Origin of the sequence: Bradyrhizobium commune (genome assembly GCF_015624505.1) — a bacterium.
Classification (GTDB): domain Bacteria; phylum Pseudomonadota; class Alphaproteobacteria; order Rhizobiales; family Xanthobacteraceae; genus Bradyrhizobium; species Bradyrhizobium commune.
Window position 1 is genome coordinate 650,381 of record NZ_CP061379.1, and the last position, 12,699, is coordinate 663,079.

Consider the following 12,699-nt stretch of genomic DNA (forward strand, 5'->3'; position numbering starts at 1 on the left):
CTTGATTACATAAATCAATATGAATAATTCGGATGGCCTCTACCTCTCCGCCGGCGAAGCCGCCGCCGAGCTCGCGATCTCGCCGGCGACCCTTTACGCCTATGTCAGCCGCGGCCTGATCCGCTCCGAGCCGACGCCGGATTCGCGCAAAAACCGCTACCGCGCCGAGGACGTCCGCGCCCTGAAGGAGCGCCGGGTGCCATCGCCGGAGCCGCGCGGCTTGCGCAGCTTCGATGCCGATTTGCCGGTGATGGATACGGAGATCTCGACCATCACCGAGGACGGTCCGATCTATCGCGGCGTCAATTGCGTCGATCTCGCCGAGCGCGACACGCTGGAGCACACCGCGACACTGCTCTGGGATGTCTCCGGCGTCGATCCGTTCGCGCCGGACAACTGCCCTGCGGTCTCCGACGAGATGCGCGCGATCGCAGACGCAGCGCGGCGGGCCGCGCCGATCGACCGCGCCATTGCGGTGCTGGCGCTCGCGACCAGCGCGGATTCGCGTGCCTTCACCCGCGCGCCCGATGGACGCGCGCTGGTCGGCGCGCGCATCGTCCGGCTCATGGTCGCGACCATGCTCAATGCCGAACCTTCACCCGAGCCGCTGCATCAGCAGATCGCGCGTGCCTGGGCGTCGGACAACAAGCACGCGCCCGATCTCATCCGCCGCGCGCTGGTGCTGCTCGCCGATCACGAGCTGAACGCTTCGACCTTCACCGCGCGCTGCGCGGCCTCGACCGGCCTCAACCTCTATGATTCCGTCATCGCCGGCCTCGCCGCGTTGAAGGGCCCAAAACATGGCGGCGCCGGCGTGCTGGCCTCGCAGCTGGTCAAGATGCTCGTCGACCGCGACGTCGAACCGATGGTGCGCGAGCGCGTTGCGCTCGGCGAGCGTTTTCCGGGCTTCGGCCACGGCGTTTACAAGCGCGGCGATCCCCGTGCGCAGTCGCTGCTGAATGCGCTGGCCCGTGCCGGCGCGCCGCGCAAATTCACCCGCGAAGTCCCGGACCGGATCGCGGAAGCGACCGGCGAATTCGTCAACATCGACTATGTGCTCGCCGTGCTCGTCCACGTGCTGCGCCTGCCGCCCGGCAGCGAGCTCGCCTTGTTCGCGATGGCCCGCAGCGTCGGCTGGATCGCGCATGCGAGCGAGCAATTGCAGTTCGGCAAGCTGATCAGGCCGCGGGCACGGTATGTGGGGCCGGCGCCTGGGCGGCGGGCGGGGGCTGCTTCTTAACTTCTCCCGCTTGCAGGAGAGGTCGCGCCGAAGGCGCGGGTGAGGGCTCTCTCCACACTGGGGTCCTCGCCTGCGGAGATACCCTCACCCCAACCCTCTCCCGCAAGCGGGAGAGGGAGCGCACCCCCGTCGCGGTACGCAGTCAGGGCCAATCAACCCCGCGGCTTCGCCGCCGCGACGCCGCCGCCGCTCCGCCGGCGATAGATCCACACCGTCACGGCCACCACGATCGCGACGCCAACCACGGTCAAGATCCACATGTGCTTGTAGGGATGCCCGTGGTGCGGTAGCCCGGCATATTCGTGCAGGGCCGACACCGCCAGCACGCCCGGCAGCACATGCGCTGGCGCCCACAGCAAGATCGCCGGGATGTTCACCGCATAGAACCGCGCAGGTGCCATTCCCAGCGCACCGGCCGTCACGGGCACGAAGGCGCGGATCGGCGGCACGAAGCGAGCGAAGAACACCGCCCAGGTGCCAAAGCGATGGAAGAAGCTTTCGCTCTCCTCGACCACGCGCGGGTAGTTGGCCAGCGGCCAGCTGTTGAGGATTTCGCGCTTCTGCCGGTGCCCGATCCAATAGGCCGAGCCGTCGCCCAGCACCGCGCCGAGCACGGCCGCCAGCAGCACCCAGGGCAGCTTCAGGTCTCCGCCCGGAACCAGGGCGCTCAGCGCCAGGATGATGGTCGAGCCCGGGATCACCGATCCCACCACCGGCACGGCTTCCAGCAGCGCCGCCAGGAACAGGGTCAGATAGGCCAGCCACGCATGGACTGAGACGAAGGATATGAGGGGATCAAGGAAGGACGTCACGTCGTCTCTGTGTCGGCGGCGGGAATTGGGGTTCAGACCCTACATAAGTAAGCAGTGGCCGTAAAAGTGCCATCCGCGGGCGCAGCCCGCCTGTCCCTGGTTCGAAATTCGGGCGCGATTCGCAGGGCAGCCTTCCCAAAATCGCGTTCCTTGCCTATCTGAATGAAAAGACAACGGAACTTTGATTGGCGCATGGGCTTCTGCCGGCCACTTGTCTCTGATACGTTCGCAGACGCACCCAGCCGCAGCCAACGTGCAAATAACTGGTCTCGGGATCGCCCGGGGCCTCGGAGGATTGATGACGACCGCCGCGATGTCCAAAGTTGAGGAAGTTTCCGGTTTGCCCGACATGAAGGTGTCGGTGCGCCAGGTGTTCGGGATCGACAGCGATCTCGAAGTGCCGGCCTATTCCGAAGTCGATCCTCACGTGCCCGAAGTCGACAGCGACTACCGCTTCGACCGCGCCACCACGCTTGCCATTCTCGCCGGCTTCGCCCGCAACCGCCGCGTGATGGTGACCGGCTATCACGGCACCGGCAAATCCACCCATATCGAGCAGGTCGCCGCCCGCCTGAACTGGCCCTGCGTGCGTGTCAACCTCGACAGCCACATCAGCCGTATCGACCTCGTCGGCAAGGACTCGATCGTGGTCCGCGACGGCAAGCAGGTCACCGAATTCCGCGACGGCATCCTGCCCTGGGCGCTCCAGCACAACATCGCGCTGGTGTTCGACGAATACGACGCCGGCCGGCCCGACGTGATGTTCGTGATCCAGCGCGTGCTGGAGGTCTCCGGCCGTCTGACGCTGCTGGACCAGAACAAGGTGATCAAGCCGCATCCGGCGTTCCGGCTGTTCTCGACCGCCAACACGGTCGGCCTCGGCGACACCTCGGGCCTCTATCACGGCACCCAGCAGATCAACCAGGGCCAGATGGACCGCTGGTCGATCGTCACCACGCTGAACTATCTCAGCCATGACGAGGAAGTGGAGATCGTGCTGGCGAAGGCCAAGCACTATCGCACCCAGGAAGGCCGCGACATCGTCAACAAGATGGTGCGCCTTGCCGATCTGACCCGCAACGCCTTCGCCAACGGCGATCTGTCGACGGTGATGAGCCCGCGCACGGTGATCACCTGGGCGGAAAACGCCGATATCTTCGGCGATATCGGCTTTGCCTTCCGCGTCACCTTCCTCAACAAGTGCGACGAGCTCGAGCGTCCCCTGGTCGCCGAGTTCTACCAGCGCTGCTTCAACGCGGAGCTGCCGGAATCGGCGGTCAACGTGGCGCTGAGCTGATATCTCCCGGTGTGTCGTCCCGGCGAAGGCCGGGACCGATACCGCGTGATATCTCGATCAAGCGACGCGGGTAATTTCTCCTGACGTAATGATCGCCGGTGGTTATGGGTCCCGGCCTTCGCCGGGACGACGGGTAAGGGCGAGATGACGACGTCGAACTCCAAATTCCGTAACAGCAAGGAAGCGCCGACCGAGCCGTTCAAGCGCTCGGTGGCATCCTGTCTGAAGGCGATCGCGAAATCGCCCGAGCTCGAAGTGAGCTTCGCCGCCGAGCGGCCGGGCCTTGCGCCGGGCAAGGCACGGCTGCCCGAGCCGGCGCGCAAGATGACGAAGCGCGATGCCGCGATCGTGCGCGGCCACGCCGATTCCATCGCGCTGAAGATCGCCTGTCACGATGCCAAGCTGCATCGCAAGCTGATGCCGGGCAATCCGCAGGCGCGCGGCGTGTTCGAGGCGGTCGAGCAGGCCCGCGTCGAGGCGATCGGCGCGCGCCGCATGGCCGGCGTCGCCAAGAATCTCACCGCGATGCTCGACGATCACTTCCATCGCGGCAAGTTCGACGAGATCACTGACCGCGCCGATGCGCCGCTGGCGGATGCGCTCGCGATGCTGGTGCGCGAACGCCTCACCGGCATGGCGCCGCCGACGGCCGCAAAGAAGATGGTCGATCTCTGGCGGCCGATTCTCGAAGACAAGATCGGCAAGCGGCTCGACCGGCTCGACGGGCTGGTCGAGGACCAGACCCGGTTCGGCGATGCCGTGCACGATCTGCTCTCGGCGCTCGAGCTCGGTGACGAGCGCAACGCCGACAGCGAAGACAATGACGACAACGACGAGAACCGCGACGGCGACAACGACCAGTCCGGCGCCGAAGGCTCGCCGGACTCCGACGCCGCCCAGGAGATGAGCGCCGACCAGGCGCAGGCGACGTCAGAGGACATGAGCGAGAGCGCGATGGAAAGCGCGCAGGCCTCGACGTCTGATACGTTCGACGACGGCGAGCTCGGCGACGACGAGACGCCGGGCGAGGCGACGCGTCCGAATTCGCACGGCAAGAACGAGCCGCGCGGGCCGGAATACCACGCCTTCGCGCCGAAATTCGACGAGGTCATCGCCGCCGAAGACCTCTGCGACCATGACGAGCTGGAGCGGTTGCGCGCCTATCTCGACAAGCAGCTCGCGCATCTGCAGGGCATCGTCGCCCGTCTCGCCAACCGGCTGCAACGCCGCCTGATGGCACAGCAGAATCGCGCCTGGGAGTTCGACCTCGAAGAGGGCATCCTCGACCCCGCGCGCCTGTCGCGCGTCGTCACCGATCCCTATCATCCGCTGTCCTTCATGCACGAGAAGGAGGCGACGTTCCGCGACACCGTGGTGACGCTGCTGCTCGACAATTCCGGCTCGATGCGGGGACGCCCGATCACGGTGGCCGCAACCTGCGCCGACATTCTCGCCCGCACGCTGGAGCGTTGCGGCGTCAAGGTCGAGATCCTCGGCTTCACCACCCGCGCCTGGAAGGGCGGGCAATCGCGCGAAGCGTGGCTGGCCGCCGGCAAGCCGGCCAATCCCGGCCGTCTCAACGATCTCCGCCACATCATCTACAAATCCGCGGACGCCCCCTGGCGCCGCGCGCGGAAGAACCTCGGCCTGATGATGCGCGAGGGTCTCCTCAAGGAGAACATCGACGGCGAGGCGCTGGACTGGGCGCACAAGCGCCTGCTCGCGAGGGCCGAGCAGCGCAAGATCCTGATGATGATCTCGGACGGCGCGCCGGTCGACGATTCCACGCTGTCGGTCAATCCCGGCAATTATCTCGAGCGGCATCTGCGCCACATCATCGAGGAGATCGAGACCCGCTCGCCGGTCGAGCTGATCGCGATCGGCATCGGCCATGACGTGACGCGCTATTATCGCCGCGCGGTGACGATCGTGGACGCCGAAGAGCTCGGCGGCGCCATCACCGAAAAGCTCGCCGAGCTGTTCAGCGAAACCAACACCGCGCCCACGCAACCGGCCAGTCGCCCGCGTCGCAAACTGCATTCGTGAGCACGCAATCGTCCCGCCGCAGCTTTCTCGGCCACGCGGCGGCGGGATTGTCCACTCTCGCTCTCTCGCGTCACGCGCAGGCGCAGACGTCGCAGATCGAGCACGCCGTCACCGAGCCCGCGGCCATCGAGGTCAACGCCCGGCCGATTCCCCATTTCGAGCCGCGCGACCGCTCGCGCACGCGCTTCGGCGCGCTGGAGTATCGCAGCGGGCTCGTTCTGACCTCGCCCTATCGCGGTTTTGGCGGCCTGTCCGGCCTGCGCTTCCTCGACACCAGCGGCGAGCGCTTCCTCGCGCTCTCCGACCAGGGCGCCTGGTTCACGGGCCGCATCCGCTATGCCGGCAACAAGATGGTCGGGCTCGACGACGTCGAGGCCGCCCCAATCCTCAATGCGGAAGGCCGGCCGATCACCGAGAAGCGCTTCTGGTACGACACCGAGTCGCTCGCGCGCGACGGCTCTTACGTCTATGTCGGGCTCGAACGCGTCAACCAGATCATGCGGTTCGATTTCGCCAAGGGCGGCACAAGGGCCCGCGGCGAGGTGATCCCGACGCCGGCGGCGGTGCGCAAGCTGCCGATCAACAAGGGACTGGAGGCGCTGGTGTTCGTGCCGAAAGGCAAAGACGTGAGCATGCCGCTCGCGGGCACGCTGATCGCATTCTCCGAACGCGGGCTGGATGCGAGCGGCAATCTCGTCGCCTTCCTGATCGGCGGCCCGTCGCCCGGCCAGTTCAGCGTGCGCCGCACCGAAAAGTTCGACATCAGCGATGCCGTGCTCTTGCCCTCGGGCGAGCTTTTGATCCTGGAGCGCAAATTCTCCTGGTTCACCGGCGTCAACATCCGCATCCGCGCGATCCCCTTGAAGTCGATCGCGCCGGGTGCGCTGGTCGACGGCGCCGAGCTGTTCTCAGCCGATCTCGGCCACGAGATCGACAACATGGAAGGCATCGACGCCCACGTCTCGGCGGAGGGCGAGACCGTGCTGACCATGATCTCGGACGACAATTTCTCGCTGCTCCAGCGCACGCTGCTGTTGCAGTTCACGCTGGTGGAGTAGGCTGTCGTCCCGGCGAAGGCCGGGACCCATACCGCGAGGTCTATCGATTGTAGGCGGTAGCAGTACCAACATAGAGTCTTCGTCAAACTCCTCCCTGGGGTTATGGGTCCGGGCCTTCGCCGGGACGACACCGGAGTTGAACATTCCCGCCTGCCGCCACGACACATTCTCATGCCCCATCTCCGCGCCATCCTCGCCCTGATCCTTACGCTCGCTGCCTCGTCACCGGCCTTCGCCACCGCCGAGCACAAATACGGCAAGGGCGAATACGCCATCATCACCGGCGGCCGCGCGCCGAACGGGAAATATTCCGTCGCGGCGCATGGCGAGGGCGACGCGGGAAGCGAGAATTTCCGCCTCTCGCTGATGGCGGAGCCCGGCCATCGCAAGCTCGCGACGCTCGACAATGTCAACGACGACAACATCCTGGACTCGGCGCCGGATGCCTTCCACGCGACCTGGTCGAGCGACTCGCGCTATGTCGCGGTGTCGTTCCGCAGCGAGCGCCACATCGTCACCTTGAACCTCTATGCCATCGACGGCAAAAGCGCGAAGCTGGTCGACGGGCCGGACCTGTTCCGCGACGCGACCAGCCGCATTGTCGATCGCGCCAATGACGGCGATATGCGCACCTCCGTGCCGGCGCTGACATGGCTGGCGCCGCGCCGCTTCCACCTCACCGATGACCGCGTCTTCGTCGAGGACGATGCCACGCTCGCCGACAAGCTCGGGGCGCTCGGCAAGGCTGCCAAGATGGACGACGGCCGTGTCTCCATCCAGTTCTCCGCCGAGGCCGATTGCGACATCGGCAACGCCAACGCCATCAGCATCGGCAAATTGCAGCCGGGCAAGTTTCCGTTTCAGGAGTGAGACGGCTCCCCATCTTGTGATCACATGACGCCCGCAATGCATGGCCCCGCGGGCCGCCATGCCGCCCGCGCAACTGGCATTTCGCGATTCCCCCACTAATCTTCATGCAATCGCTTCCATTCCTCCCATCCCCGGATCCCCCCGCATGAGCGCCCTGTTTTCCCCGATCAAGCTGCGCGGCCTGACCTTGAAGAACCGTGTCGTGGTGTCGCCGATGTGCCAGTATTCGGCCGATGACGGCGTCGCCAATGACTGGCACTTCACCCACATCAACAATCTGGCGCTGTCGGGCGCGTCGATGTTCTGCATCGAGGCCACCCATGTCGAGGCGATCGGCCGCATCACGCCGGGCTGTCTCGGGCTCTACAGCGATGCCTGCGAAGCCGCGCTGAAGCAGATCCTCGCTTCCGTGCGCAAACATTCGCACACGGCGATCGCGATGCAGCTCGCGCACGCCGGCCGCAAGGCCTCCAGCGCGCGGCCCTGGGACGGCGGCCAGCTCATTCCGGAAGCGCAAGGCGGTTGGCAGACGGTGGCGCCGTCGGCCGTGCCGCACAAGGAGGGCGAGGCCGCACCCGTCGCACTCGATGCGGCTGGCCTGAAGCGCATCCGCGAGGCCTTCGTCGATGCGGCAAAGCGCGCGATGCGCATCGGCATCGACGCGATCGAGCTGCACGGCGCGCACGGCTATCTCATGCATCAGTTCCTGTCGCCGATCTCCAACAAGCGCACCGACGAATATGGCGGCAGCTTGCACAACCGCATGCGCTTCCCGCTCGAGATCTACGACGCGGTGCGCGAGGTGGTGCCGGCCGACAAGCCGGTCGGCATGCGGGTGTCGTCGACCGACTGGGTCGAGGGCGGCTGGGATCTGGCGCAGACCATTGAATTCGCCAAGGCGTTGAAGGCGCGCGGCGTCGACTGGATCGATGCCTCCTCCGGCGGCGTCTCGCCGCAGCAAAAGATCACGCTCGGCCCCGGCTATCAGGTGCAGTTCGCGGATGCTATCCGCCGCGAGACCGGCCTGCCGACCATCGCCGTCGGCCTGATCACGGAGCCGAAACAGGCCGAGGAGATCGTGGCGTCCGGCAAGGCCGACATGGTCGCGCTCGCCCGCGGCATGCTCTACGACCCCCGCTGGGGCTGGCACGCGGCGGCCGAGACCGGCGGCGTGGTCGAAGCCCCGCCGCAATACTGGCGCTCGCAGCCCTCGACGCAGAAGGAGCTGTTCGGCAAGACCAGCTTCGGGGCGCGGTGATTTCTTCACCTCCCCGCTTGCCGGGGAGGGCGAGCTCCCACCTCACGCATCCGTAACCCTCCTTAGCTTCCACCCGCCGCAAAACAGGCCTAACCTCCGCGACACTCAACGCCCCCGAGGCCCGCCATGCGTTTCCGTGTCCGCAAAGCAGCCCATGTGCTGGAGCGTGTTGGCCTTGCGATGGCGGGCGCGGCCTGCGGCCTGTTTGTGGGCGCCTATGTCGGCTCGGCGATCCCGCCACTCACCACGCAGGGCTTTCTGGTGCTGATGATGCTGCTCGGCGTGGTCGGCTTCTATCTCGGCATCGACACGCCGCAGCTCCCCTTCGACGAAGCCCATAGCCAGATCGACGCCGCGGAATTCCTGAGCTCCGCCGGCACGCTATGCGCCACCTTCGCAGCACTTGCATCGGTTGCCGTCATCGTGCTGCGGCTGGAGGCCGACGGCGCGCTGAGCTGGCTGGTGCTGGTGGCCTGGATCGCGGGCGTGGCGATGCAGATCGTCGCGGGGACAAAGGCGCGGATGCGAAAGTAGCTTTCTTCCTTCTCCCCTTGTGGGAGAAGGTGGCGCGAAGCGCCGGATGAGGGGTTGCATCTGCGAGCGATGCTGCGCGAGGTTCACGTGGGGAGAGAAACCCCTCACCCGTCTCGCCGCTGCGCGGCGAGCCACCCTCTCCCACAAGGGGAGAGGGGAAGTAAGCCGATGCGGTCCGCCTAAAACACCACGCCCACCTTGGTCCCGCGCTTCCACGCCACGCGGCAGCGTTTCTTGGTGTTGACATGCAGCAGCTCGAATCGATCGGGGATCTTCACCTGCCCGCCGAGATCGACGCAGGCGCCGCCGGGCGAATAGTCGACCAGCGTGCACACGATGACCGGCGCGCGCGGGTCGGTGATGATCTTGGCCTGGCGGGAGACCAGGCCGGCGGGCTTCACGCGGGCAAACTTCCGGGGATGCTGTGACACGTGTCCTCCATCTCCGCTGTTCTTGCGGAGGTCTTGGACGCCATGATGCAGGTGAGGTGATGCGATCACGCTAAGGTCGGGGCGAGAATTTTAATGAAAAGTAGCGGCAGGTGCGGAAAGTGGCGGTAGCGGGGTGGGGTCTTCCCCTCTCCCACAAGGGGAGAAGGAACGATGCGGCGCGACGCGGCCACCATCACCCCGCCACGCTCTCCTCCGCCGCCACCGGCCCCACCGGCATCGGCACCGTCACGTAGCTCTTCGGCAAATTCACCGGCCGGTAGTCCGGCTCCGCCGCCATCCGCTTCAGCACGCTCTCATGCACATGCGCGCCCTCGCCGATCACGCGCGGCTCGCAATCGGGGATGTAGAAGCCGAGCACCACTGTCCGCTCCGGCCATTCCTTGTAGGTCGCGCTCTTCGGAAAATACTCCAGCACGCGCCAGAGCGCCGTCATCGAATTGTGCAGCGTGCCGGTCTTGCCGGTATAGGCGGGCGCGACGTATTGGAACGGCGAGCTCTTGCGCTGGATGCCCCAGGCGAGCTGATTCACGGTGCTTTGGCTGAAGTTCAGCCCCGCCTTCGCCGCCTCGTCGATCATCCAGATCAGCGGATATTTCGATTCCGCGCTCTCGGCCTCCGGATAGCCACCGCCGACGTCGCAATGCACGCCGGCGAACCACACCTGAAGAATGTCCTGCGGCTCCTTCGTCTCGTCCCGCACATAGCGGTTGCGCCAGAACTCCTGCGGCTCTTCGTACGCCTTCAGGCGGAACATGCAGCGCCGCTCGTCGATCGCGATCGCCTGGCGGAAGATGTGGACGCTCGGATTGCGCAGCGTGAAGGCGAGCTCCTCCAGGCTCGGCCAGTACAGCCGGTCGGCGCGCGGCACGATCACGCTCGCCACCGTGTCCCACACCCCGATGAAATGCACGGTCGGCCAGCGCGTCGAGGTGATGCGCGCGAATTGCGCGGCGAGGTCGAATCGGTCCTTCGGCAGCGGCCCCTGGTCGTCGACCGCGATGTCCTTGAGGTCCTCGATGTCGTTGCCGCGCCCGGTACCGGAATATTGCTTGTAGGCGATCAGGCCCGAACCTGCGAGGTTGGCCTGCTCCGGCGAGATCAGCCCGACCTTGTGGATCAGCCCCGCCAGCACGCGAACCGTGTAAGCACCGCGCGAAAAACCGAACATGTAGATGCGGTCGCCCGGCGCGTAGTGCGCGACCAGGAAGCAATAGGCCGCGAGCACATTGTCGTCGAGCCCGTAGCCGGTGGCGAGGCCCAGCACCAGCTTGATGTTGGACTTCCAGCGACCCCACGTCGACGGCTCCGTCATGGTGCCGACGCCGGGATCGTAAAACACCATCTGCCGCGGCACGGTCTTGTCCGTCTTGCACAGGCAGCGATAGAGCTTCAGGACGTTGGAGATGTTTTCCGAGATCTCGTTGCCGGTGCCGTCACAGCAGATGACGAGGTTTTTCGGTTTGGTCTCGTGCTCGCGCTGGCCGTCGTGCTCCACGGTCCGCCTCTCCCGGTGATGCGATCGGGGCGAGCATAGCGGAAAAGCGCGACGGCGAGGAGACGAGGGTGGAGGCGGGCCATTTTGGCTGTCGTGCTCGCGGTGTCCGGCCGCGAGTGCGATGGCTCTTGATGGGATCGATTTGGCCGCGGGCTCCTCAACCTCTCCCGCAAGCGGGGGAGGTCGGCGCGTAGCGCCGGGTAGGGGCTCGCTCCTCATAAGGAGTGTCCATTGCGGAAGCACCCCACACCCCAGCCCTCCCCCGCAAGCGGAAGAGGGAGCGCAGCTTCTACACGCCGCTCGCCTTCCCCCTTACTTCTTCTTCGCCGGCCCGAAATCCGGCTGCCACGCCGCTTCCTTGCGGCTCGGGGCCGCGGCGATCGCCTTGGCCTTGTCCTTCTTCGGCTTCTTGGCTTCGCGATTGCTGCGTTGCTGTCCCTTGGCCATGGCGTCGGTCTCCTCTTGAGAGTTGTCTTGAGATCTGTCTTGGGGTCTGAGCTCGTCCAGCTCGTCCGATTGCAGCACGCGTCCGCGCGGTGTGCAGACGCGCACGTCCATGTAGCCGTCGCGCAGCAGCTTTCGCGCCAGCCGGAGCGCGACCGTCGCGTTGCTGCGGCCGTGATTGGCGCTGCCGTATTCGCCGGTCGCCCAGATGAGATATGGCACGCGGATCGGTCTTGCCATCGCGTGCTCCTGCGCGAGCACGACGACGTCATGCTCCAGCGACTGGTTTCTCGGCGGGAGCGCTCGTGACCCTCAGTCACCGGTCGATGCCGTCACGAAAGATGCGGTGATGCAGGCGAGCCTACGCCCGCAGCGCTGCAATAGCGAGGACTAAAACGGCGTGTGCGCTGCGGCCTCGGCGCGACGACGATAGTACTGGCTATTGCCGTGCGGGAAGCGCATGCTCGCGATCGCCGGTGTCGGTTGGGGCCGCTCTCGCGAGGTAAGGCAGGCACGCATGACCATCCGTTCGCGGCGCGAAACCGTCACCTTCCGTCATCCGTTCCACGTCCACGGCATCGATCGATTGCTGCCTGCGGGCGCCTATCAGGTGATCGCCGACGAGGAGACGGTGGAGGGCTATACGTTCTCGGCCTGGCGGCGGGTCGGCACGTCGCTCGTCGTCCCCGTGGAAGGCCTGCCCGGTTCGGTCGAGATGCTGTCGATCCTCGCGCGCGACCTGGCGGACGCCCAGCGGATCGACGCGAGTGCCGCCAATGACTGACCATACCGTCGATCTGGACAAGCACCGCGGCATGGCCGCGCAGAAGGCGACCGATTTGCGCCGCGCGCTGGCCGAGGTCGAGACCAATCTCAAGGAGCTGCGCGAGCGCGAGACCGCGCTGGAGAACCAGCTGCTCACGGTGCCCGCGTCGTCCTGGCCGGACGCGGCGGCGAAGGCGCGCTATCTGCTCAACCTCTACGCCGCGAGCCTGCCCGCCGAGGACACGAGGCACCGCGCGCTGGTGGCCGCCCTGTTCGACGATTTCGCCAGGCTCAGCGGCGACAGCTGAGGGGGCACCTCTCCCGCTCGCGGGAGAGGTCGCCGCGCTTGAAGAGCGTGGCGGGTGAGGGCTCTCTCCTTTTGGGGAGTGTCGATTGCGGAGACACCCCCCACCCCGACCCTCCCCCGC

Annotated in this window: 13 protein-coding genes; 9 read left to right on the forward strand and 4 right to left on the reverse strand. The window is 66.3% G+C overall.

What is annotated here, in order from left to right; genetic code table 11:
• The first annotated feature begins 19 nt into the window (after window positions 1–19).
• Entirely contained in the window at window positions 20–1,240 is a 1,221-nt protein-coding gene (locus IC761_RS03055; RefSeq protein ID WP_195801836.1) for a citrate/2-methylcitrate synthase, read from the forward strand.
• A 152-nt stretch (window positions 1,241–1,392) separates the two neighbouring features.
• Here IC761_RS03055 and IC761_RS03060 read toward each other — a convergent pair whose 3' ends face one another.
• On the reverse strand, window positions 1,393–2,052 hold the full coding sequence (locus tag IC761_RS03060) for a DedA family protein (RefSeq protein WP_195801837.1): 660 nt from the start codon (window positions 2,050–2,052) through the stop codon (window positions 1,393–1,395).
• A gap of 313 nt (window positions 2,053–2,365) precedes the next feature.
• On the opposite strand from IC761_RS03060, the gene cobS reads away from it, so the two are divergent.
• The 6 genes from cobS to IC761_RS03090 all read left to right on the forward strand — a co-directional run bounded on the left by cobS (window position 2,366) and on the right by IC761_RS03090 (window position 9,115).
• Window positions 2,366–3,349: a cobaltochelatase subunit CobS gene (gene cobS, locus IC761_RS03065; RefSeq protein WP_438265078.1), complete on the forward strand. Its 984-nt coding sequence runs from the start codon at window positions 2,366–2,368 to the stop codon at window positions 3,347–3,349.
• 144 nt (window positions 3,350–3,493) lie between these two features.
• A complete protein-coding gene (gene cobT / locus IC761_RS03070; RefSeq protein WP_195801839.1) occupies window positions 3,494–5,395 on the forward strand; it encodes a cobaltochelatase subunit CobT in 1,902 nt (633 codons plus the stop codon).
• Window positions 5,392–6,453 (forward strand): esterase-like activity of phytase family protein, encoded by a 1,062-nt coding sequence (locus IC761_RS03075; protein ID WP_195801840.1) that lies wholly within the window; start codon window positions 5,392–5,394, stop codon window positions 6,451–6,453. Before cobT ends, IC761_RS03075 begins: the two co-directional genes overlap by 4 nt.
• A 171-nt stretch (window positions 6,454–6,624) precedes the next feature.
• Window positions 6,625–7,323 (forward strand): hypothetical protein, encoded by a 699-nt coding sequence (locus IC761_RS03080; protein WP_195801841.1) that lies wholly within the window; start codon window positions 6,625–6,627, stop codon window positions 7,321–7,323.
• Between the two features lie 145 nt (window positions 7,324–7,468).
• Complete coding sequence (locus tag IC761_RS03085; RefSeq protein ID WP_195801842.1) at window positions 7,469–8,581, forward strand: NADH:flavin oxidoreductase/NADH oxidase; 1,113 nt, start codon at window positions 7,469–7,471, stop codon at window positions 8,579–8,581.
• A 126-nt stretch (window positions 8,582–8,707) separates the two neighbouring features.
• The gene (locus IC761_RS03090; protein ID WP_195801843.1) at window positions 8,708–9,115 is read left to right on the forward strand and encodes a hypothetical protein; all 408 of its coding nucleotides are present in this window, start codon (window positions 8,708–8,710) and stop codon (window positions 9,113–9,115) included.
• Window positions 9,116–9,294: 179 nt separating this feature from the next.
• Here IC761_RS03090 and IC761_RS03095 read toward each other — a convergent pair whose 3' ends face one another.
• The 3 genes from IC761_RS03095 to IC761_RS03105 form a co-directional block, all read right to left on the reverse strand.
• Complete coding sequence (locus tag IC761_RS03095; RefSeq protein ID WP_195801844.1) at window positions 9,295–9,546, reverse strand: PilZ domain-containing protein; 252 nt, start codon at window positions 9,544–9,546, stop codon at window positions 9,295–9,297.
• 193 nt (window positions 9,547–9,739) lie between these two features.
• Window positions 9,740–11,062 carry a T6SS phospholipase effector Tle1-like catalytic domain-containing protein gene (locus IC761_RS03100; protein WP_195801845.1) on the reverse strand — a complete coding sequence of 441 codons (1,323 nt, stop codon included), beginning with the start codon at window positions 11,060–11,062 and terminating at the stop codon, window positions 9,740–9,742.
• Between the two features lie 312 nt (window positions 11,063–11,374).
• Window positions 11,375–11,746, reverse strand: coding sequence for a hypothetical protein (locus IC761_RS03105; RefSeq protein ID WP_195804897.1), 372 nt, complete (start codon window positions 11,744–11,746; stop codon window positions 11,375–11,377).
• 277 nt (window positions 11,747–12,023) lie between these two features.
• Between IC761_RS03105 and IC761_RS03110 the strand changes: the two genes are divergently transcribed.
• Together IC761_RS03110 and IC761_RS03115 are read left to right on the forward strand one after the other, a co-directional pair.
• Window positions 12,024–12,290, forward strand: coding sequence for a hypothetical protein (locus tag IC761_RS03110; RefSeq protein ID WP_195804531.1), 267 nt, complete (start codon window positions 12,024–12,026; stop codon window positions 12,288–12,290).
• Complete coding sequence (locus tag IC761_RS03115; RefSeq protein ID WP_195801846.1) at window positions 12,283–12,579, forward strand: hypothetical protein; 297 nt, start codon at window positions 12,283–12,285, stop codon at window positions 12,577–12,579. Before IC761_RS03110 ends, IC761_RS03115 begins: the two co-directional genes overlap by 8 nt.
• Window positions 12,580–12,699: the final 120 nt, after the last annotated feature.